This is a genomic window from Oribacterium sp. HCP3S3_B9 (assembly GCF_052064255.1).
GTDB lineage: Bacteria > Bacillota > Clostridia > Lachnospirales > Lachnospiraceae > Oribacterium.
In genome coordinates this window covers 63,460-85,805 of the sequence record NZ_JBQHVY010000004.1, presented here as the reverse complement: position 1 = coordinate 85,805, position 22,346 = coordinate 63,460, and the positions used below count along the sequence as shown (strand labels likewise).

The following is a 22,346-nucleotide window of genomic DNA, read 5'->3' as shown; positions in this document are numbered from 1 at the left end:
CTTTTTGTAACTCGGTGCATCGGATCGGCCCACTTCTCGATCGTGCTTATGTAATTCGTGGATATGTTTTCGTCCCTGGGTGCTCGTCTGAAACTATGTCAGTCATTCGAAAAAGTGAGTTTTCCGGCGCGTGATTTTTCTTGACATCCGGGTTAGACGGTACTAACATTTGGAGGTTAGCAGAAACTAACATTTATTGATCAATCAGGAGGATAGAATCATGTTAAAGGTAAAGGATCTGAAGAATCTGAAGAAGCTTGGTGTTTTTGCAGGTGGTGTGCTGTTCGGTACCGCTGGTATCGCTGTGCTCGCAAGCAAGGATGCGAAGAAGTTATATACCCAGTGCACAGCAGCCGTTCTGCGCGGCAAGGACAGCGAGCATCGTCTTCGCCTCCGTGTTCCGAAGGAGCACATGTCCATGCACCAGGCGGATCTTCTGGAATACTATCTGAAGACCATCCCGGGCGTGAAGAACGCGGCGGTCGACGAGCGCACCGGACATGCGACGATCGAATTTACCCGTCCGCGGTCCAATGCTGCTGCTGCGCAGATCGTCACCTCCCGTCCGACTACTCCTGCGCCCTGAAGCTCTCGGTACCGCTTGCGGTGCTGTCGGCGATCAAGGAAGCGCGGAATTACGGTATCTCCATCAAGGGCGGCAAGTTCATGGAAGCCGTGTCGGAGGCGGATGTCGGTGTCGCCATCGCTTCCGGCGCAGCGATCACGCGTGAAATCGCGGACATCACCATCTCCGCGGACGACCTCATGGAGCTCGTCGTACTTCGGCGTCTGAGCCGCGCACTGATAAACCGTGTACACGGTGACTACCGCTTCATCGTCGGCTTTAATTCCCTGCTGATCGCCCTCGGCATCGGTGGGCTCATCACCCCGTCGACCTCGGCGCTGCTTCATAACAGCTCCACCATGATGGTCGGCATCGACAGCATGACGAACCTGCTGGAAGAGACGAAGTAAAAGCAACTGCAGGCATGGAAGACCCTGAAACTGGACATCATGCCTGCAGTGCACTGAAATAGGAGAGAATATGTCGAATCTGATTGTAATCGTCGTGCTGCTGCTCATCGTGGCCTGGGCCGTGAAAGAATCAGCGAAGCATCTGCATGGCGAGGGCGGCTGCTGTGGCGGTGGCTCCTGCGAGCGCATCGCGAAGCCAGAAAAGAAAAAACTGGACGGCCCGGTGCTGCACAGCTACGACTTCCAGGTCGAAGGTATGCACTGTGAGAACTGTGCTGCGAAGGTGGCCCGTGCCATCAACGCCATCGACGGTGCCGCGGCCGATGTCAGCCTCCGAAAGAAGCACGCCCACGTCGACTGTGATCGTGACATCGCCCCGGCGACCATCATCGCCGCCGTCGCCCGCGAAGGCTATGCGGTGAAGGAAATCAGCGGCGAGATGAAATAAATCCGAAGGGGCTGTCGCACTATGATATGCTCCCTTCTAGGTATTGTCTACCTAGAAGGGAGCATATCATAGTGCGACAGCCCCTTTTCGTTATACTGATCGGAGCATCAGATGCACCAGGCGGCATAGAGTGGGATCGAGTAGAGCTGGTCCTGCCATCCGAAATTGAGCTCGGAGAAGCGGATCGCGTAGTCCGGCTGGTACTTCTCGCGATAATTTCGGAGGCTGGTGGAGCGCTTGTTGCGACCGGATTTGATTTCGATCGGGATGATCTGCTCATTCAGGTCACTTACCAGATCGATTTCCATGCTTTCAGATGGCTTGAAATAGTAGAGCGCACGGTTCTTACTCGCGAACTGCTGCATCACGTAGTTTTCGGTCACGGCTCCCTTATAAATATTGTGCACATCCGGCAGCAGGTCGCGATAGTGCAGGCCGCACATATGCGTCAGCAGGCCGGTGTCGGAGAGATAGACCTTGAAGCTGTCGCTGTTTTCGTAACCACTGAGCGGTGAGAGTGGTGCTTCCAGACGATGGACTTTATAAATCATGCCGGAGGCATCCAGCCAGTCGATCGGCGCGAAGTAATCCCGCTTATTTGCTTTCGGTTTCACTTCACTGTATCTGAACTTCGGATTTTCCTTTGCAAGCTGTCGCGGAATCGAGCGATAAACTTCCGTGATTTTTACGCTTTCCGCAGGACTCGTCACGTATTTCGTCATGTCGGCGAGATAAGCGAGGCGCAGGTTTTCGTAAATCAGCGGATCGACCTCAACCGCCAGTTTTTCGCTTTCCAGATAGGATAAAACGGCCTGTGGCATACCGCCGATATAGAGATAGTCCTGGTACAGACGCAGTGCCTTCTCGTGCACGCCTTCCGCCAGAGGCATTCGCCCGAGGTACGCTTCCCGGATACCATCGCGGAGGAGGTCTTCGCCACAGGCGAGGAGAAACTCTTCGAAATCCATCGGGTACATCTTCAGTATACGGACCTTTCCCACCGGGAAGGAGCCCTCGAAACGTTTCAGCTTCACGCCGAGGAGGCTGCCGGCACAGAGGATGCGATAGGGCTTGTCGGATTCACAGAAGTATTTGAGGGATGTAATCGCTCTTTCGCAGGACTGAATTTCATCGAAAAAGATCGGTGTGCGGTCGTCCACGCGCTGTCCGAGAATCTGACTGATCTGCAGAAGAATCGTCTCCGGATCGAGATTTCCCTTAAACACCGATGCGATATCGGCCCGCTCCTCGAGATTGATATAGATATAGTTCGGATACGTTTCTTCGCAGAATTTCCGGATGATCCAGGTCTTTCCGATCTGCCGAGCACCGATCACCAGCAGCGGTGACGGGATGCGCTTCTGCTCCCACTCCATCAGCTGCTCATAAAATTTTCTATACATGCATCGCACCTCGCTTTCCGTAGTGTACATCATTTCGGGATAATTAACTCTCGTTCCAGGATAGCATGGCTATAGGATGATTGTAGCATCGTAAAGGTAGGAAATCCATGGATCAGACAGCATTTCTGTGAAAAAGATGAAACATTTCAACAAAAAAACGCGAAAAAGATGAAATGCTGCAGGAAATTAATACGAAGAAGATGAAATGCTTCAAGAAAAGCGCATCACTCGGGTTGAAACGAGTGATGCGCTGACACGGTTTTCTGATCTGCGAAGTTTAGTTCACCCACTTTACTTCGCCTTCGAGTTCGATCGGGTAGCGGCGAAGTTCGCTTCCGTCGAGGTCTTCGTGGTGCATGTCGACGGCGTGGATCTGGTGATTGTCGTAGGTCGTGTAGTAGTAGATGCCCTTCGTTGCGTTGCAGCAGGAGGTGTAAATCGTGATCTCATACTTGTCTTCAGCGACCTCACAGCAGCCGCGCTGCTGGTCGACGGAGCCGAGGATATGGAAGAACTGGCTCACGCTGGAGCGCTCGTCATCCCTGGAAAGGGAGCTCAGCTTCGTGAAGGCAACCTTCACGAAACGAGACTGACTCGACAGATCGCCCGGGATACCCAGGCCGCCCATGCCACGGCTGTAGGCCTGAAGCGGGAGTACACCGGCGAAGCTGGCATCCGGCTGCGTCCGGGAAACGCCAGGGTAGTTGTTGAGGGCGAACATCTGGCTCGGGAACGGTGGGTTGTTCGTCATGACGCCGACCGGGTTATCGTATACATGAAGACCATCCGCCATCGACTCGACGACGATGCACTCATCCCTGTCTGCGATGATCCAGTGGAGCTGTGCTGCCGGCAGCTGCTCGCTGAACGGGGTCTTCAGAAGTCGAAGTGTCGCGAGCTTCGTCCGCGCATCGTCGACCGTTGCACACTGCGCGAGGATCCACGGGATAAATTCGAACTGCGCGACCTGATCGGTCTCTGCTGGCACATCCGGGAGAGCATCCTGATAGACCGCATTGCCCACGAAATTAAGGCCCGCCATGCCGAGGCCCTTTTCGTTCACGCCATCATAGTAAAGCGGGTAGCCGCCGGCCACGAAGGCCATGCCGATGATTGCGTAGTGCGACTTCAGCTCGCCGGCGTGGCGGAACCGGAACGGATAGTTTCGCGGCGTGACCGTCACCTCTTCACCATAGGAAAGCTCATAATCGAGCGTTCTGCCGATGTAAAAATCCTTCGTCTTATAGGTTGCTGCTGTACACATTGTCTCTTTAAACTCCTTTCGTCAATGTTTATAAATATACGTTCGATGAAACGTCGCCTGAGGTCTGCACGTGCTGCACGCGTGCGTCCAGGGTGGATAAACCACTTACGTTCAGGCAGCGGATAATGATAAAGTGATTGTAGACCGCAGCGGCAGGAGAATCCATAGCTTCACAGAAATTTCACAGGGCGCTGGAAATCCAGCGCCCTGCGTGTATATCTATATGATTCTGTGTATCAATGCACGAAGATCAGTGACAGGATGAATACGACGATGATCGTCGTGACACCCATGACTGCCGTCATACCGGTCTGGCACTTATATGCGTCCTTCGTATCCATGTCGGAGAACTGCGATACAACCCAGAAGTAAGAGTCATTGGCATGAGAAACCGTCATAGAGCCGGCACCGATCGCCATGATGACCAGTACCTTTGCGAGAGGAGATGTGAAGCCGAGGGACGGCATCATTGGCGCAATCATCGCTGAGGTCGTGATCATCGCAACGGTGGATGCACCCATCGCAGTCTTCAGAAGTGCCGCGATGATGAACGGAAGGAAAACGCCGACGCCGAGTCCGAGCAGGGATGCACTGAGTGCGTCCGCGATCGGAAGCTTCTGAAGGATGGCACCGAAGGATCCGCCGGCGCCGGTGATGGCCAGAATACCTGCAGAGTTGGTAACGCCCTCGGTGATCCACTTCAGCGCGTTCTCCTTTTCACTCTTCGGAATCAGCGTCATAGAAAGGAACACACCGATGATCAGCGCGATAACCGGATTACCGATGAAGGAGAAGAAGGACTTCACGGCACCGGAGCCGAATGGTGCGCTTGGGAAATCGCTGACGGACTTCAGTGCGATCAGGATGATCGGAAGAAGAATCGGGGAGAAACTGTGCAGTGCACCTGGCAGCTGGCCGTACTTCTCCATCAGCTCATCGACGGTATACTCCGGATTCGCCGGGATGTCGATCTTGCTGGAAACCTTGTTGGCATATACCAGTGCCGAAGCCACGGCCGGAATGGAAACCAGAAGGCCGACGAGAATCGTGAGTCCGAGGTCTGCTTCCAGCGTGCCCGCCATCGCAATCGGTCCCGGTGTCGGCGGTACCAGACAGTGGGTTGCATAGAGACCACCGGACAGGGCCGTCGCCATCACTGCGAGGGAAATATTACTGCGGTTTGCCAGTGCCTTCGAAATCGGGCTCAGAATAACGAAACCGGAATCACAGAATACCGGGATACCGGTGATGTAACCGGTGATACCCATCGTCAGCACGCTTCGATCCTTGCCGACAATCTTCAGAATCGAATTTGCCATCGTCAGCGCGGCACCGGTCTTCTCCAGGATGGTGCCAATGATAGTACCACAAAGGATGACGATACCGATGCTTGCGAGGATATTACCGAAGCCGCTCTTCACGGTATCGATGACCTCGCCCGCTGGAATACCACATACCAGACCGACTAAAATCGCAATCACCGTCAGCACCAGGAACGGGTGCATGTTGAACTTTGAAATCGCGATGACCATACAAACAACGGCTAAAAATATAACGCCAAAAATGAATAAACCAGACATTTTCATACCTCCTTTTATTTTTTAAAAAATCTGGTTCCAGTACTCCAGCAGCAGACGAACATAGAATTCCCGCACAAACGCCGTATCCTTTTCGATTCCCAGAAGCTGGTATAGCCGCTTCATCCGATACAGCAAGGAATTCTTATGCAGGTGCAGCCGTTCCGAAGCGCTGGTTGCACTTCCATTTTCCTCGTAGTAGCACTCCGCCGTGTGTAGAAGCAGTTCGGCCTGCTTCTCCCCCTCCTGCAGCAGCCGCTCCGCCATCTCCCGGACGGCCCGATCGCCGCCATAACTGATGAAGCGTCCCAGCAGATACCGCATCCTGCACGAATGCTCTTCGAGATTTTGAATCTCCCCTCCTTTCATCTCTTTCATTATCATCACTTCACGCATACCTTCCGGTATTTCGTTCATCGTTTTACATATACCGCTTATGACGGTCCGCCAGCCAGGGTGCGAGCGGATTTCCGCGATCAGCTTCCCGATACGATTCTGACCATTTCGTTCATCCAGCTGCTCCCATTCGAAGAGCCGACCAATGTCTCCTTCAGGTGGCGTTGCCTCTGTACCATCTGGAACTGTGCAAACTACGGTGGTACATACACGCAGAGCAGATTTGCTGTATCCCGAAATTCACAGGAACATGCAGTCGCCTGCGCCGAGGTAGCAGTGCCGGATATCCGGACGGGCGTCCAGCATCTCCTGGAGCAGTTCGCCGGAACAGTGGTTGAAGCCGATCAGACGGACACCCATGGCCTTCATCTCATCCAGCGTCTTTTCGATGCGCGGCCGGTCTGCCTCTACGAGGTGCGTACCGCCGAAGACCGCATACACCGGTCGGTGAAAGCGCATCTGCACCGACTTTAGAATATTGAGGATGCCCGGGTGGCTGCAGCCCACGATGACGACGAGTCCCTCCGACCGTGTCAGCACCAGACAGACTTCATCTGAAAAATCATCCTGCTTCCAGCCCTCCTGATCCCGGAGCACGAAGCGTTTCGGAATCGTCTCGAAATCATGCGTCCGCTGGAATCCACCGACGACATAGCAGTCGTCCTCCAGCTTCATCATCTCACGACAGACGCGATGATCGATCCGACGTTCCTCCATCCAGCGCTCATCGAAGCCGCAGCCGAGATACGTCGCCTTCATCCCATCAAACGCATACTTTTCCTCGAAGTAACCGTCCCCCGTAATCAGCGGGCAGCTCAATCCACCCACAAAAAAGTACGGATACCCACCGCCATGGTCGTAGTGCCCATGACTTCCGACGGCGTAATCGATCGATTTGAGATCTACGTTCAGCTTTACTGCATTGTCATACGCAGCCCGACCGGCACCGAAATCGAAGAGAATCTTCGTCGTCCCGGTGTCCAGCAGAAACGACAGCCCATGCTCAGCCGTCAGTGCCTTTTGCTCGCTTCGGTGGTTATCCATGATTGCGGTCAGCTTCACATCCACACCTCCATTTTCAGTTGTCAATTCACGATCTGTTCTAATAGCTTTATTATCGCACTTTCGGAGATGGATTTCATTGTGCTGCAGCACAAATAAATATGCTGATTTTTAGTGAAATCGACGGATATTTGTGCGGGTTTTATTTTCAGTAACAAAATAGTGCACGGAACGGTCACAGCGTGTCCTCGACTTTTGGGCACAAAGTCTGGTTGAAATAGGATGAAGTGCTTTACATTTCTTTTAAATCGTTCTATACTTCGCTTTGTTCAAAAATGAACTAATCAAAAATGGAGGAAACATGTTCGATATTTCTTTTGCAGATAAGATCAGCCGGGCGTATACGCGGAGCTGTAAGGCGCTTTGTCATGAGCTCGACATCCCGCAGACGGCGTTCGATATCCTGATGTTTCTCGCGAATCATCCGGAGTACAAGAGCGCACGGGATATCGTGGAGATCCGCCGGATCAAGGCGAACCTGGTATCGATCAACGTCGACCGCCTGGTTCAGGAGGGACTGCTCGTGCGCTGCGAAGTCGCGCATGACCGCCGGAAGGTAGAGCTCAAGCTCACGGAGAAGGCGGCACCGATCGTCGAGAAAGGTCGCGCAGTGCAGGCGCAGTTTATCGACACACTGCTCCAGGGCATCGATGAACCGACGCTCGCCGCGTTTCGCGCGGCGTTGATGCAGATGGAGAAAAATATAGCTCAGATCGATGGATGACGCAGCGCACGGATACGGACATGCGTACCGTTTCGACGATCATGATCCGGGCATTTGCCCGATGATCATGCGAGATAGACACAGAATTTTACAGGATGAGGGTCGATTTGACCCGATGGAGGCTTCATTATGTCACTTCTTTTTACGATTATCGTTACCTTTTTCGCCGGCATGGGCGCCGGTCTCGGCACCGGTTTCGCGGGGATGAGCGCAGCCGCCGTGATCACACCGATGCTCATCACCTTCCTCGGCATGGATCCGTATAGGGCTGTCGGGATCGCGCTCTCATCGGATGTGCTGGCGAGCGCGGTTTCTGCCTATACCTATGGAAAGAATCAAAACCTCGACATCCGAAACGGCATCATCATGATGATCAGTGTGCTGATTTTTACCGTCGTCGGGAGCTATATTTCGTCGCTCGTACCATCTGCGACCATGGGGAGCTTCTCTGTCTTCATGACCTTCCTGCTCGGCATCAAGTTTATCGTGAAGCCGGTTATGACGACGAAGGAGTCCATGCAGGGCGTGTCCGCAAAGAAGCGGGCGATCCAGTCCATCCTCTGCGGTGTCCTGATCGGATTTATCTGTGGCTTCATCGGTGCCGGTGGTGGTATGATGATGCTGCTGATCCTCACCTCCGTCCTCGGCTACGAGCTGAAGACCGCCGTGGGCACCAGCGTTTTCATCATGACCTTCACGGCGCTGACCGGCGCGGTTTCGCACTTCGCGATCGGTGGCATGCCGGATGTGACCGTCTGGGTGTTGTGCATCGTGTTCACTTTCCTCTGGGCGCGTGTCGCCGCCGTCTTCGCAAATCGGGCATCCGCGAAGACCCTGAATCGGGCGACCGGCGTCATCCTGGTGATCCTCGGCATCGTCGTGATGGGCTTTCAGTTTTTAAGTTGAGGTAGAGATATGGGAATGGAAATCGAGCGTAAGTGGATGGTGCAGGGCTGGCCGGAGGGCTATCCGCTGCGGAAGGAAGAGGAGATGCGACAGGGCTACGTGTCGGTGCGACCGACCGTGCGGATCCGTGAGGAGAAGCTGCGGGTGTCGGGGGAGGGCGCGCCGCTGAAGGACGAGTTCATCCTCTGCTTCAAGTCGAAGGGACGGCTCAGCCGGAAGGAAATCGAGTTTCCGATCGAGGAGGCGCGCTTCCGCGAGCTCGAGGATCTCATCGGTCTGCCGCTGATCCCGAAGCTTCGCCGGACTTACCTGCTGCCAGATGGCCATCAGCTCGAGGTGAATCATGTAGACGAGGGCGCACCGACCGAGTTCTGGTATGCGGAAGTCGAGTTCGTAAGCGAGGACGAGGCGTGGGCTTTCGATCCGGCTTCGGTCGGCCTCGGCGCGTATCTGACGGACGACGTCACCGAGCAGCCGGGCCAGTCGATGGGGGCCTACTGGACAGCGACCCGCCTGCAGCAGGCATGAAGTTCTGCGAAATCGAAGTGATAGTGCCGCTTAGGGTCCCCGGCTTAGATTGAACCGGTCTCGGAGTGCTGTGCCTCCGTTGCCGCCCCTCCGGGTCCCCACTACCAGAACGGTTACAAATCAAAATGGCTGTCGCACCATCGGGTGCGGCAGCCATATAGCGTCTATATCAACATGTAACAGATGGCGTCCTCTGCACGAGCACCCCGGGCTTACGCAGCGATCGCCACGTCCTTCGCGGCGGCGCGGTCGTTGATGAGCCAGACACCGGCGACCAGCGTGAGCGGCAGCAGCTCGAGGAGGATGGCGTGCGCACCGAAGCGATCACTCATGAAGACGGAGATGACGACGGCGGCATAGAAGAAAACGAGGGTCGCGGTGTAGAAGAGTCCCTGCCGGAAGCTTTCGTGCTTTCCGGTGAGGATATAGTCGATCCAGCCGAAGAGTGCCTGCTTCGAATTATTCGAGCAGAAGATCGTCGCGCTGTTGAAGCCCTCGGCACCGGTGAAGGTGCCCCACTGGATACCGGTCAGGAAAAAGATCGGATAGAGCGCGAGTGCGCCCTGCGTGGCTTCCGGGATCGCTGCCGAAATCAGGATGCAGGCAAGCTGTGATACGAGGCAGGTGATTTCTGCGATGCGACGGTCCTTCATCTGCAGGATGTGCGTAAGTGCGAGTGAAAACAGAAAGACCAGCAGTGCACCGGCGCGAAACAGCGCGTCCTCGACATTGTCCCCGAGCAGCAGATGCCGGAAGACATTTGCGAGATTCGAGGTGACGGCCTGCCCGAACGAACCGCGGACCAGGATGCCGTACATGCCGGCGTAGCCGCCCATGAAGGCCATGCAAAGATGAATCAACAGGTTTCTTCTTGATTTGATCAGTTTCATTGCGAACTCCTGTGATGGAAAATTTCAAACGTTCCGACTATAACACTCTGCTCTATGAAATTCCACCATAATATTTCCGAAATTTCAGGATAAACACGCAGAGATATGCTATATAATTATAAGATTCGTATCAGTTCAGTCGAGCCAGGGGCCCCTGGCGCTGATCCTTACTGGTACGACATCAGAATTCAGAACCGAGGTAAACATATTGAACCAGAAAACTCAGAAAATCACGTTCGGTGCGATGATCACCGCGCTCTTTACGATCCTGCTCCTGATCGACCGCCAGACCGGCTCCATGTTCCAGGGGGCGCTCATCTTCATCCTGCCGATTCCGATGGTCGCCTACGGCGCGCGTTACGGTCTCTGCTCGAGCTTCGCGGTCTGGATCGCATCCACGCTGATGGCCGTGTTCTTCAGTCTGCCGACGACGCTCATCTACTCGTCCTGCATGGCCTTCATTGGCATGATCCTCGGCAGTCGTATCCACGATAAGAAGGATATGACTCGTACCCTCCTACTCGTGATGCTGCTCTCGATCATCGCGGAGCTGGTCAATGTCCTCCTCCTCGCGGTCATCTCGGGCACGACGCTCGATCAGGATGTCCTCGAGATGCAGACGATCATGACGGAGGCCCTTAACTCGGCACAGAAGTTCACCGGTGCCGGAGCGACCGCGCAGAGCGCTGCCCAGATGGATGTCTTCCGGCAGATGCTGACGCCGGATTTTCTGAAGCGTATCCTGATCATTTCCGTCGCCTTCACCGGTGCCGTCCAGGGCTTTATCATCTATGAGCTCAGCCTTCTGATCCTGCGTCGTCTCCACGTGGCGGTACCGCAGCCGAAGCCGATCATCGAGTATTACCCGCCGCGCTGGCTGGGCGTCCTGTCCATCCTCGCCTTCTTCGCTTATAATTACACCTTCGCGAAGCCGCTCGAGAACGCGATCCTCCAGAGCCTGCTCCAGATCATCGGCATCGTCGGCTATATCATCCTGATGTGCTTCGGTGCGATCGCGATCTCGCTTCTGATCCGTCTCTTCCTGACCCGTGCGAAGCTCGTGAACGGCCTTCTCACGGCACTCAGCATTTTCGTGATGCCGCAGATCCTGCTGATCCTCGGCATCTTCTACATCTCCGGCTCGCTCCACGACTACATCGCGCGACGCTTCGGTCTGCAGACCGCCGCTGCCGACGGCCGCACTGTGGATGGGCGTGCCACCCGTGCGGCGGACCGTCAGCATTGGTCCGATGCAGGCGACCACAGCCTGTCTGACCGTGCCCGCCTCGTACCGACGCCGAAGGACGGTGGCGACATCATCGACCTCGGACCAGACGACGCCACGGATGTGAAGTGAGCAATCACGGACAGAAATCTAACAAACAGAGCCGTCGCGCGAATGGTGAAATGCTCATGGAGTTTCATCATTCACGCGACGGCTCTGTTTACATGTTGAAATGGACACCGTTCGAGATCACTCGAGGCCCGTTTCCTCTGGCAGTCCGAGCATGATGTTCATGTTCTGCACCGCAGCACCGCTCGCACCCTTTCCGAGGTTGTCGAAAACTGCGGTCACCGTCGTCTGCTCCTCATGTCCACAGACCACGATCTCGAGGCGGTTTGTGCCGGCAAGCTTATTTGCATAGAGCTTGCTGTCATTCTCGCCGAACGGCACGACGGATACGAAGTGCTCATCACGATAGTAGTCTGCGAGCTTCGCACAGATCTCCTCCGCGCTCGGTTGCCCAGGCAGAAGCCGGTTCTGGAGCATAATCGTCGTCGCCATGCCCTTATAATAATCGTCCACGACCGGCATGAACACTGGCGGATACGCGAGTCCCGTCACCGTCTGCATCTCCGGCAGATGCTTATGCTGCAGGTTGAGACCATAGATGCCCGGCGCGTCCAGCAGCTCAGAACGTCCTTCTGCCTCGTACTCCGCGATCATCTTCTTGCCACCCCCGGAGTAGCCGGTCAGGCTGTAGCAGTTCATCGGGTAGTCCTTCGGAAGCACGCCCATCGCCACCAGCGGAGCCGCCGTCGAAATGAAGCCCGTCGCATGGCAGCCAGGATTCGCCACACGCTTACTCGTGCGAATCGCCTCCCGCTGCGCCTTCGACAGCTCCGGATAGCCATAGGTCCAGTCCGGATTCGTCCGGTGTGCCGTCGACGCATCGATCACGCGCACGTTCGGATTATCAATGAAGGAAACCGCTTCTCTGGCACCTTCATCCGGCAGACAGAGAAATACGATATCTGCGCTGTTGAGATACTTCTTCCGCTCATCCGGATCGTGCCGGAGCTCCTCCGGAATCCGCAGCAGCTCGAGATCCTCGCGTTGACCGATCCGGTCATAGATCTGAAGTCCCGTCGTGCCACTCTGACCATCGATATAAACTTTCGTCTTCATGATTTCCTCCCTGACCTTCCCGTTCATGCCATGCAGACGGATATTTTCATATATATTAGCAAATCTGCGTAGTACCGAGATATAGTTTTTTTACATACTTGATAAACGATGTGTTATGTAACAGTTCAAGCAGACAGGAGACCCGGAGGAGCGGCAACGGAGTACTGTGCCTCTGTTGCCGCCGCTCCGGGTCTCCTGTCTGAACTGTTACTGTGTTATAACAGCTATGAATTTTTGCACTACGCTTGATTCTTGACACTGCAGTGGAAAAGGCGTAAATTACGAATAAATCAATACAGAGCAAAAAACGTTGACGAGAAAAAGTAGCAGTTGGAGCGAGCCAGAGAGCTGTCGGAGGGTGCGAGACAGTGGAACGAAAGCTGTGAAAATCATCTCTGAGTTGCGCGCTGAACGCACTGGTTAGTAGGTTACGCCGGGCTGGTCTCCGTTAAAGGACTAAGCATTGATAGATGCGACAGAGTGGTCGTTTTATTCGACAATGAGAGTGGTACCGCAGAGGACTTTACAGCCTTTGTCTCTTTGATAAAAAGAGACAAAGGCTTTTTTTGTATCTGCTTGCACCGATCGATTTCAAAAACAAATCGACCATGTATGGGCGGATTCGTGATGAAGTAAATCCGTAAGCATTGGCCCTGTATGGATGGAAGAAGCTTTCAGCCGCTTCGGCGGATGAAATATAAAAACGTTTACATTTGTTGATACAATTTGAGGAGGAGACATTATGAGAAAGAACAGAATGATGGCCATGATGATGGCCGGTGCGATGGCAGCATCCCTGGCAGCCTGCGGATCATCCAGCACACCAGAGGCAACCACGGCCGCAGCCGCAGAGACGACCGCCGCAGCCGCAGACACTACGGCAGCTGCAGAGGAGACCACGGCAGCTGGTGCAGAGACCACAGCAGCCGCAGCCGATGATGATGTAAAGAACGCATCGAACGTTCAGCCGGAGATCCCGGAGGGCGCAACCGTGCTCAAGCTTGGTATGACCACCAACGAGCAGGATTCCTTCATGATCGCAGCGGTAAAGTTCGCACAGGATGTACAGGATAAGACCGACGGCAAGTATGCGATCGAGCTTCACCCGAACGGAGACCTCGGTGGTGAGCGTGATATGCTTGAGTCCATGCAGATGGGCACCCTCGATATGGGTATCGTGACGTCCGGACCGTTCGTAAATTTCTCCTCGGATATGGGTGTACTCGACATGCCGTATCTCTTCGAGAACAAGGAGCAGGCATACGCTGTGCTCGATGGTGAGGTAGGTCGTTCTCTTCTCGATACACTCGAGGGTTCCGGCCTCAAGGGTCTCGCATATGCAGAGAGAGGCTTCCGTGATCTCACAAACAACGTTCGTCCGATCAAGACCGCAGAGGATGTAAAGGGCCTCAAGATCCGTGTGATGGAGAACGAGGTTTACCAGAAGGCCTTCGATGCACTCGGTGTCAACGCAACGCCGATGGCATGGTCCGATGCCCTGACCGCTTTACAGCAGGGCACCGTCGATGGTGAGGAGAACCCGATCAACGTTATCAACTCCTATAAGCTCTGGGAGTCCCAGAAGTACGCAACCCTCGATGGTCACAGCTACTCCACTGCGATCGTCACCATGTCCCTCGATAAGTTCAACGAGCTCGACGCCGACATCCAGCAGGTATTCCTCGATGCAGCACAGGATGCCGCAGAGTATGAGAGAGAGTGGGTAGCCGCTCAGGAGGCAGATCAGCTTCAGGCGATGAAGGACAACGGCATGGAGGTTGAGGAGAACCCGGATATCGCTTCCTTCAAGGCAGCTGTACAGCCGGTATATGATGCATATCCTCAGTATGCCGATTATGTAAAGAAGATCAACGACGTCATCGCTACAGTTAAGTGATTTTTCGGATCATTGGAAAGTGAAACGTTCGAAGGTATCGCTACGCAAACACTTCCTATCCGAACGTTCATATTAAGAAGTTTATGTAGAAATAAAGCTGAGACGGAGCCTGCTCGCGCAGGCTCCGTCTCAGAAACAGGGGTCGTACAGATACCTGAAACAGGTAGTGAAAGGGGCAGACAAAGTGGGATTTGTTAAAGCTGTTCATAAGTTGTCAGATGCGATCGATAAGGTGATGGGCTACGTCATCTTCGCGATGCTGCTTCTGATGGTCATCATCACCGGTGCGCAGATCGTGTGCCGTATCTTCTTTAAGTCGTTACAGTGGTCCGAGGAGGCCACCCGTTATTTACTGATCTGGTGCTCGATGCTCGGTGCAGGGTGTGTCTATAAGCACGGCGGACACATCGCCGTCACGGTACTGCAGGATGTGATGCCGGCACCGGTGAAGAGAGTGATGCAGCTTCTCGTGCATGCACTCTGTTTCGCCCTCTGCCTGGTGGTCGTTTACTACGGCTATAAGTATTTCGGAAAGCAGGGAACACAGCTTTCCGCATCCCTCCGCTGGCCGATGCGCTATGTATACTTAGGCATTGACCTCGGTTGCGGCCTTATGGCCGTACATGCGCTGGATGCGTTCCTGCAGCAGCTGTTCCACATGGATGAAGTGAAGGAGGTGGAGTCATAATGGCAGCCGTACTGTTTATTTCGTTCGCAATTTTACTTCTTCTCGGTGTTCCGGTCGGCTTCACCATCGCCATCGCCGCCTTCATCACCCTCGTCGCCGGTGACGTACCTGCCCTCATGATGGTGCAGCGTATCTTCACTGCGCAGGACAGCTTCTCGCTGATCGCGGTTCCGTTCTTCATCCTCGCCGGTGACCTCATGTCGAAGGGCGCCGTGTCGAAGGTGCTCGTCGAGTTCGCAGAGTCCCTCCTCGGCTGGATCCGTGGCGGCCTCACCATCGTTTCCGTCCTCGCCGGCATGTTCTTCGCCGCGATTTCCGGATCTGGTGCAGCGACCACCGCAGCCGTCGGTGCGACCCTCATCCCGGAGCTCGAGAAGCGCGGCTATCATGTCGATAAGTCTGCCGCCCTCATCGCCGCTGCCGGTACGATCGGCGTCGTCATCCCGCCATCCGTTCCGATGGTGCTCTACGCCGTCATCGCAGAGCAGTCGGTCAATACCCTTTTCCGTAACGGCTTCATCCCGGGTATCACGATGGGTGTGATCCTGATCGTCATCGCCCTCGTCGAAGCGCGGAAGCTCAACTACCCGAAGGGCACACCGCTCAGCGTGAAGAACGTCCTGAGAACCTTCCTCCATGCGGTCTGGGGCATCCTCATGCCGCTGATCATCCTCGGTGGCATCTTCTCCGGCTACTTCACCCCGTCCGAGGCAGCCGATGTCGCGGTTATCTACTCCATCCTCATCGGCTTCTTCGTGTACCGTGACCTCACGCCGAAGGGCCTCATGGAGATCATGAAGAACTCTGCGAAGACCTCCTCCGTCATCATGCTGATCATCGGCTTCTCCGGTCCGTTCGGCTGGGTACTGGCGAACTGGAAGATCCCGGAGATGATTTCGAAGGCTGTTCTCTCCGTTTCGAGCAATACCTACATCATCCTCTTCCTGATCGGTCTTATCATCCTGGTCGCTGGTGTCTTCATGGAGACCTCCTCCGCGATCATCCTGCTCACCCCGGTATTCCTTCCGCTCGTGAAGGCGATGGGTGTGAACCTCGTCCACTTCGGTGTGGTATTCGCCGTCGGTCTCGCCATCGGTATGATCACCCCGCCGGTAGCCATCAACCTCTTCGTCGCCTCGGGTATCACGGGACTTCCGATGACGAAGATATCGAAGGCCATCATCCCGTACCTGATCGGCCTCATCGTGGTGTTCTTCGTGATCCTCTATGTACCACTGGCGTTCCCAGGACTGATTCTGGCTTAAGAATTTCGTAAGGGGGTCTGACCCCATTAAATTTTTCTAAACAGAATCTAAACTGAAGTTTATGGGGTCAGACCCCATAAACTCCGGTGGCCGACACATGATATAATAAGTAGAAATACGCAATGTGATTTAAAAATACAGGAGGTACACTATGCGTAGTGATGTAGTAAAGAAGGGTATCGAGCGTACCCCGCACCGTTCACTTCTGAAGGCCGACGGCCTGACCGACGAGCAGATCCGCCGTCCGCTGATCGGCGTCGTCAATTCATTTACCGAGGTCGTTCCGGGTCATGAGCACCTGCAGCAGATCTCCCGTGCGGTCAAGGATGGTATCCTGATGGCCGGCGGCACGCCACTCGAGTTCAACACCATCGCTGTCTGCGACGGTATCGCGATGGGCCACGATGGCATGCACTTCTCACTGTCATCCCGCGAGCTGATCACCGACACCATTGAGTGTATGGCGAGCGGCCACGCTCTCGACGCCCTTGTCTTCATTCCGAACTGCGATAAGATCGTGCCGGGCATGCTCCTCGCAGCCTGCCGTCTGAATCTGCCGTCCGTTTTCGTATCCGGTGGGCCAATGCTGTCTCTTCATCAGCGTGACCTGAACACCGCGTTCGAGGCCGTCGGTGCGTTCAAGGCTGGTCTTATGGACGAGAAGGGCGTCCTCGACATCGAGAATACCTGCTGTCCGACCTGCGGCTCCTGTTCTGGTATGTTCACCGCGAACTCCATGAACTCCCTCTGCGAGGTACTGGGCATGGCACTTCCGGGCAATGGTACCATCCCGGCGGTCTATTCGGAGCGTATCCGTCTCGCAAAGCTGGCCGGCATGCAGGTGATGAAGGTCCTCGAGCAGAACATCCGTCCGCGTGACATCATCACTGCAGATGCGATCGAGAACTGCCTGACCACCGATATGGCCCTCGGCTGCTCCACCAATACCGCACTGCACCTCATGGCCGTAGCGCATGAGGCAGGCGTTCCGTTCGATCTTCATAAGATCAACGAGATCTCCGATCGTACCCCGAACCTCTGCCACCTGGCACCGGCGGGTCACCACCACATGCAGGACCTCATGGATGCCGGCGGAATCTATGCCGTCATCCACGAGCTCGATCAGCATGGCCTGATCCACAGAGACTGTATGACCGTGCTCGGTGAGACGATCGGTGAGGCGACGAAGGACAGCGTCAACCGGAACCCGGAGGTCATCCGTCCGTTCGATAACCCATACCTCAAGGAGGGCGGTCTCGCCGTGCTGTATGGTAACCTGGCACCACATGGCTCCATCGTCAAGCGTTCGGCAGTCGCACCTGAGATGATGGTCAATGAGTGCACCGCGCGCTGCTTCGACTCCGAGGAAGACGCCATCAAGGCGATTTACGGTGGCGAGATCAAGCCGGGTGACTGTGTCGTGATCCGTTATGAGGGTCCGGCCGGCGGACCTGGTATGCGTGAGATGCTCGGACCGACCTCTGCCATCGCCGGTATGAAACTTGATACGACTGTATCCCTCATCACCGACGGACGTTTCTCCGGCGCATCCCGTGGCGCAGCGATCGGACATGTTTCCCCGGAGGCCCAGGCCGGCGGTACCATCGCATACGTGAAGGATGGCGATAAGATCAAGATCGACATCCCGAACTACTCCATCAACCTCGAAGTTTCCGACGAGGAACTCGAGGAGCGTAAGAAGACCATGAAGGTACGCGAGCAGCGCAACCTCACCGGTTACCTCAAGAAATACGCGAAGCTCGTCCACTCCGCCGACTCCGGCGCGATCGTCGAGTAAGTTCTAGATACGAAGCATGTATTGAAACATGCTGAACACAGCGTTCGGATCCGCGGGTATATCGAGGACTCGAACCGGACATCTGACAGCGGATGCATTTCCCACGATGCATTTTGCCCCATAGAGCTCTGCCACTTACGGCAGAGCTCATTTTAAAGTTCCGATGAAATCCATCGATATTTCCATATTGACGACCGTAAAGTAACTACTTAAAATGAGGGGCTGTCAACCCTCTTTCAATAGAAGAAGCCAGGTATTTATACAGATAATCAGGTAGTATATGAGTAAAAGTAATGTTCAGAGCATGACGTCGGGCTCCCCGCTTCGTTTGATCCTCGTTTTCATGATTCCGCTTCTGCTCGGGAATCTGTTTCAGCAGTTTTACAACATCGTCGATGCGATGATCGTCGGGCGTCTGCTCGGTGCGGATGCGCTGGCCGCGGTCGGCTCCAGCTCGAGCGTCCAGTTCCTTGTGCTCGGTTTTTGCATGGGCAGCTGCGCAGGCTTCGGTATCCCGGTGTCACAGCGCTTCGGCGCAGAGGATATGCAGGGACTCCGGCGCTACGTGTACCACAGCCTCGCGGTGACGGTCATCATCGCTGCGGTACTGACGACATTGACCGCACTCCTGTGCCCGCTCATCATGCACATCATGCAGACGCCGGAAGACATATACCAGGACGCGTACCGGTACCTGCTGATCATCTTCCTCGGCATCCCGTTCACACTCCTCTATAACCTGCTGTCAAGCCTGCTCCGCGCGGTCGGAAACTCGAAGGCACCCTTCATCTTCCTCGCGATCTCGACCTTTCTGAACGTATTTCTGGATCTGTTCTGCATCGCGGTGCTTCACCTCGGCTGTGCCGGCGTCGCGCTGGCGACGATCACCGCGCAGGCCCTGAGCGGCATCGCCTGCCTCGTCTACATCATCCGCGTGATGCCGGTACTGCATCCGACGCGCGAGGACTGCCACTGGAACAGTACCGTGGCCCGGAACCTCGTCGTCATGGGCCTGCCGATGGGCCTCCAGTATTCGGTCACCGCGATCGGCTCGATGGTCATGCAGTCCGCGAACAACGGCCTCGGCTCCATCTACGTCTCCGGTTTCACCGCCGGCACGAAGGTGAAGCAGCTGATGCTCTGCCCGTTTGACGCCGTGGCCACCGCGATGGCGACCTTCGTCGGTCAGAACATGGGCGCGCATAAGATGGACCGTGTGAAGCAGGGCATCCGCGTGACGCTCGCACTTGCGGTCGGCTACGGCATCGTCGCCGGTGTGATCATGAACTTCGGCGGACACTTCCTCGGCAGCCTCTTCGTCGATGCGGCCAATGTCTTGGTTATCGACGCAGCTGCCCGGTATATGGGCGCGCTTGGCATCCTCTACTGGCTGCTCGCCATCCTCGACGTCACACGCTACGCGATCCAGAGCCTCGGCTTCAGTGCGCTGTCCGTGATCAGCGGCGCTCTCGAGATGGTCGCCCGTATCCTCGTCGCCACGATCTGCGTCCCGCTCTTCGGCTACAGCGCCATCTGCTGGACCGACCAGGCCGCCTGGCTCGCCGCCTGCGCCTACCTCATCCCGATGCTCCTGCATCTGATTCATAAGGTAGAGCGCGAACAGATGTGACTGATTTCACGGCAAAGAGGTCCTCCGGGCTCTTAACCTAAGGTCACCACGACCTCATGCTGCTCGCCGCTGAGCCCCAGCGGGATGACATTGCCGGCGACCGGAGCGCCATCAACCGTCATAGAGGTGACGCCCTTTTCAGCGTGGGCGTGGTTGTCGATCGTGATGTGGTAGTGACTGCCACGGTAGAGCCGATCGACGGTGTAGTGCTCGAGTGTATCCGGGATGCAAGGGTCGATGCGGAGACCGTCCAGGCTCGGTTGGATGCCGAGGATGTACTGGCTCATGCAGGTAAAGGTCCAGGCTGCGGTGCCGGTCAGCCAGCTGTTCTTGCCCTCGCCCGGGGTCGCCGCATCACGTCCGGCCACCATCTGGCAGTAGACATACGGCTCCGTACGGTGGATCTCCGAGATGTCCTCGAGATAGATCGGGCAGGTCTTCTTGAAGACCTCGAAGGCACGGTTTCCATGACCGATCATCGTTTCGGCTGCTGCGATCCATGGATTATTATGACAGAAGATCCCGGCGTTCTCCTTATATCCAGGCGGGTAGGAGGAGATCTCACCGAGCTCCACGTGATACCGTGTATAGGCCGGCTGGTTCAGTACGATACCATACTTGCACTCGAGGCGCTTCTCCACGGACGCGAGTGCCGTCGCGGCCTTGCCATCCTCGACACCGATGCCGGCCATGACACACATGCCCTGTGGCTCGATGAAGATCTGGCCCTCCTCACAGACGTGAGAGCCCACCGGATTCGAGTATGCATCGAAGGCACGGATGAACCACTCACCGTCCCAGCCAGCGGTCTCGACGGCCTCGACCATCGCGGCGACTTCCTGATCGACGGAGGCAGCCTCCTCACAAAGACCGATATGACGGCAGATATCTGCATATTCCTTTCCGTACTTCACGAACATGCCGGCGATGAAGACCGATTCCGCGACCGGACCCTCGGACGGACCGGTGGTCTGGAAGCTCTCACCCGGCTCCTCGGAGAAGCAGTTCAGGTTCAGACAGTCGTTCCAGTCGGCGCGACCGATCAGCGGCAGCTGGTGCGGTCCCTTATGCGTGACGGTGAAATGGAAGCTCCGACGGAGATGCTCCATGAGCGGCTTCGCATCCGTGAAATCCGAATCCCAGGCACAGGCTTCATCGAGAATCGAGAAGTCGCCGGTCTCCGCGAGATAGGCATGTGTGCAGGCAATCAGCCAGAGCGGATCATCGTTGAAACCGCCACCGATGTCAGCATTGCCCTTCTTGGTCAGCGGCTGGTACTGATGATAGCAGGAGCCATCCGGAAGCTGTGTGTTCGCGATGTCGAGGATGCGTTCGCGTGCGCGGGTCGGAATCAGATGGACGAACCCGAGCAGGTCCTGACAGCTGTCACGGAAGCCCATGCCACGGCCCATGCCGCTCTCGAAGTAGGAGGCGGAGCGGGACATGTTGAAGGTCACCATGCACTGATACTGATTCCAGATATTCACGACGCGGTTCAGCTTCTCGTCGCTGCTGTGTACCGTATAGCTGCTGAGGAGACCATCCCAGTAGGCCTTCAGCTCTGCGAGCGCAGCGTCCACCTGCGCGTCCGTCTGATACTTCGCGAGAAGCTTCTCCGCCGGCTTCTTATTGATGATGCCCGGCGCTTCCCACTTCTCGTCGACCGGATTCTCACAGTAGCCGAGCACGAAGATGAAGCTCTCGGATGCGCCCGGTGCGAGCTCAACCTTCAGATGATGCGAGCCGATCGGCTGCCAGCCATGGGCGATGGAGTTGCGACTCTCGCCGACGAGCACTGCCTCCGGATTATGGAAGCCGTTGTAGACACCGATGAAGGCGTCACGGCTTGTGTCGAAGCCGACGACCGGTCTGTTGACGGAAAATACCGCATAGTGATTCCGACGCTCGCGATACTCTGTCTTATGGTAGATCGTGCTGCCGATCACCTCGACCTCGCCCGTCGAGAAGTTCCGCTGGAAGTTCGTCTGATCGTCCTGCGCGTTCCAGAGACAGAACTCGACGAAGCTGAAGAGGTCAATGCTTCTGGCCGTCACACCATCATTTCGCAGGGTGATGCGGTTGATCTCACAGGCGTCGTCCACCGGCACGAAGGCCTCGAGCTTCGCCTCGAGCTGATTCTTCCGGCTTGTGATGACGGTATAGCCGAGACCGTGACGACACTCATACGAATCAAGCGTAGTCTGCGTCGGCTGCCAGCCCGGATTCCAGATGCTGTCGCCATCCTTGATATAGTAGTAGCGGCCACCCTGGTCGAGCGGACAGTTGTTGTAACGGTAGCGGGTGAGACGCAGGAGTTTCGCATCCTTATAGAAGGAGTAGCCTCCTGCCGTGTTCGAGATGAGACTGAAGAAGTCCCGGGACCCGAGGTAGTTGATCCATGGGAGAGGGGTCTTCGGAGTCGTGATGACATATTCTCGCTGTGCGTCATCGAAATGACCGAATTTCATAAAGCCTCCTTCTATAT

Annotated in this window: 20 protein-coding genes and 1 other annotated feature; of the genes, 12 read left to right on the top strand and 8 right to left on the bottom strand. The window is 55.7% G+C overall.

Annotated features, from left to right (window positions below; genetic code table 11):
* Positions 1–220: 220 nt before the first annotated feature.
* The 3 genes from ACTNC3_RS04000 to ACTNC3_RS03990 all read left to right on the top strand — a co-directional run bounded on the left by ACTNC3_RS04000 (position 221) and on the right by ACTNC3_RS03990 (position 1,423).
* On the top strand, positions 221–586 hold the full coding sequence (locus ACTNC3_RS04000) for a DUF6110 family protein (RefSeq protein ID WP_441226538.1): 366 nt from the start codon (positions 221–223) through the stop codon (positions 584–586).
* Positions 587–606: 20 nt separating this feature from the next.
* Positions 607–975 carry a hypothetical protein gene (locus ACTNC3_RS03995; RefSeq protein ID WP_441226537.1) on the top strand — a complete coding sequence of 123 codons (369 nt, stop codon included), beginning with the start codon at positions 607–609 and terminating at the stop codon, positions 973–975.
* A 70-nt stretch (positions 976–1,045) separates the two neighbouring features.
* Positions 1,046–1,423, top strand: coding sequence for a heavy-metal-associated domain-containing protein (locus ACTNC3_RS03990; RefSeq protein ID WP_441226536.1), 378 nt, complete (start codon positions 1,046–1,048; stop codon positions 1,421–1,423).
* A 107-nt stretch (positions 1,424–1,530) separates the two neighbouring features.
* On the opposite strand, the gene ACTNC3_RS03985 is transcribed toward ACTNC3_RS03990, so the two are convergent.
* The 5 genes from ACTNC3_RS03985 to ACTNC3_RS03965 all read right to left on the bottom strand — a co-directional run bounded on the left by ACTNC3_RS03985 (position 1,531) and on the right by ACTNC3_RS03965 (position 7,107).
* Positions 1,531–2,826 (bottom strand): ATP-binding protein, encoded by a 1,296-nt coding sequence (locus tag ACTNC3_RS03985; RefSeq protein WP_441226535.1) that lies wholly within the window; start codon positions 2,824–2,826, stop codon positions 1,531–1,533.
* A 277-nt stretch (positions 2,827–3,103) separates the two neighbouring features.
* Positions 3,104–4,090, bottom strand: a complete 987-nt coding sequence (gene bsh, locus ACTNC3_RS03980; RefSeq protein WP_441226534.1) for a choloylglycine hydrolase — start codon at positions 4,088–4,090, stop codon at positions 3,104–3,106.
* Between the two features lie 236 nt (positions 4,091–4,326).
* Complete coding sequence (locus tag ACTNC3_RS03975) at positions 4,327–5,670, bottom strand: GntP family permease (protein ID WP_410042834.1); 1,344 nt, start codon at positions 5,668–5,670, stop codon at positions 4,327–4,329.
* A gap of 21 nt (positions 5,671–5,691) precedes the next feature.
* The gene (locus ACTNC3_RS03970; RefSeq protein ID WP_441226533.1) at positions 5,692–6,084 is read right to left on the bottom strand and encodes a helix-turn-helix domain-containing protein; all 393 of its coding nucleotides are present in this window, start codon (positions 6,082–6,084) and stop codon (positions 5,692–5,694) included.
* A gap of 219 nt (positions 6,085–6,303) precedes the next feature.
* Positions 6,304–7,107, bottom strand: coding sequence for an MBL fold metallo-hydrolase (locus ACTNC3_RS03965; protein WP_441226577.1), 804 nt, complete (start codon positions 7,105–7,107; stop codon positions 6,304–6,306).
* A gap of 319 nt (positions 7,108–7,426) precedes the next feature.
* Between ACTNC3_RS03965 and ACTNC3_RS03960 the strand changes: the two genes are divergently transcribed.
* The 3 genes from ACTNC3_RS03960 (at position 7,427) to ACTNC3_RS03950 (ending at position 9,283) form a co-directional block, all read left to right on the top strand.
* On the top strand, positions 7,427–7,849 hold the full coding sequence (locus tag ACTNC3_RS03960; protein WP_441226532.1) for a MarR family winged helix-turn-helix transcriptional regulator: 423 nt from the start codon (positions 7,427–7,429) through the stop codon (positions 7,847–7,849).
* Positions 7,850–7,978: 129 nt separating this feature from the next.
* Complete coding sequence (locus ACTNC3_RS03955) at positions 7,979–8,755, top strand: sulfite exporter TauE/SafE family protein (protein ID WP_441226531.1); 777 nt, start codon at positions 7,979–7,981, stop codon at positions 8,753–8,755.
* Between the two features lie 9 nt (positions 8,756–8,764).
* Complete coding sequence (locus ACTNC3_RS03950) at positions 8,765–9,283, top strand: CYTH domain-containing protein (RefSeq protein ID WP_441226530.1); 519 nt, start codon at positions 8,765–8,767, stop codon at positions 9,281–9,283.
* Between the two features lie 212 nt (positions 9,284–9,495).
* Here ACTNC3_RS03950 and ACTNC3_RS03945 read toward each other — a convergent pair whose 3' ends face one another.
* Positions 9,496–10,173, bottom strand: a complete 678-nt coding sequence (locus tag ACTNC3_RS03945; protein ID WP_410042839.1) for a DUF1275 family protein — start codon at positions 10,171–10,173, stop codon at positions 9,496–9,498.
* 208 nt (positions 10,174–10,381) lie between these two features.
* Between ACTNC3_RS03945 and ACTNC3_RS03940 the strand changes: the two genes are divergently transcribed.
* Positions 10,382–11,530, top strand: a complete 1,149-nt coding sequence (locus tag ACTNC3_RS03940) for a DUF2232 domain-containing protein (RefSeq protein WP_410042840.1) — start codon at positions 10,382–10,384, stop codon at positions 11,528–11,530.
* A gap of 117 nt (positions 11,531–11,647) precedes the next feature.
* On the opposite strand, the gene argC is transcribed toward ACTNC3_RS03940, so the two are convergent.
* Positions 11,648–12,583 carry an N-acetyl-gamma-glutamyl-phosphate reductase gene (gene argC, locus ACTNC3_RS03935; RefSeq protein ID WP_441226529.1) on the bottom strand — a complete coding sequence of 312 codons (936 nt, stop codon included), beginning with the start codon at positions 12,581–12,583 and terminating at the stop codon, positions 11,648–11,650.
* 301 nt (positions 12,584–12,884) lie between these two features.
* Positions 12,885–13,126: a binding site (T-box leader), on the top strand.
* Positions 13,127–13,325: 199 nt separating this feature from the next.
* Here argC and ACTNC3_RS03930 point away from each other — a divergent pair.
* From ACTNC3_RS03930 to ACTNC3_RS03910, 5 genes are all read left to right on the top strand, one after another.
* Complete coding sequence (locus ACTNC3_RS03930) at positions 13,326–14,480, top strand: TRAP transporter substrate-binding protein (protein ID WP_410042842.1); 1,155 nt, start codon at positions 13,326–13,328, stop codon at positions 14,478–14,480.
* A 184-nt stretch (positions 14,481–14,664) separates the two neighbouring features.
* Positions 14,665–15,168 (top strand): TRAP transporter small permease, encoded by a 504-nt coding sequence (locus ACTNC3_RS03925; protein WP_410042843.1) that lies wholly within the window; start codon positions 14,665–14,667, stop codon positions 15,166–15,168.
* Complete coding sequence (locus ACTNC3_RS03920) at positions 15,168–16,433, top strand: TRAP transporter large permease (RefSeq protein ID WP_441226528.1); 1,266 nt, start codon at positions 15,168–15,170, stop codon at positions 16,431–16,433. Before ACTNC3_RS03925 ends, ACTNC3_RS03920 begins: the two co-directional genes overlap by 1 nt.
* A gap of 151 nt (positions 16,434–16,584) precedes the next feature.
* A complete protein-coding gene (gene ilvD / locus ACTNC3_RS03915; protein ID WP_441226527.1) occupies positions 16,585–18,231 on the top strand; it encodes a dihydroxy-acid dehydratase in 1,647 nt (548 codons plus the stop codon).
* Between the two features lie 280 nt (positions 18,232–18,511).
* Complete coding sequence (locus tag ACTNC3_RS03910; protein WP_441226526.1) at positions 18,512–19,861, top strand: MATE family efflux transporter; 1,350 nt, start codon at positions 18,512–18,514, stop codon at positions 19,859–19,861.
* A gap of 32 nt (positions 19,862–19,893) precedes the next feature.
* Here ACTNC3_RS03910 and ACTNC3_RS03905 read toward each other — a convergent pair whose 3' ends face one another.
* Positions 19,894–22,329 (bottom strand): GH36-type glycosyl hydrolase domain-containing protein, encoded by a 2,436-nt coding sequence (locus ACTNC3_RS03905; protein WP_410042847.1) that lies wholly within the window; start codon positions 22,327–22,329, stop codon positions 19,894–19,896.
* Between the last annotated feature and the right edge of the window lie 17 nt (positions 22,330–22,346).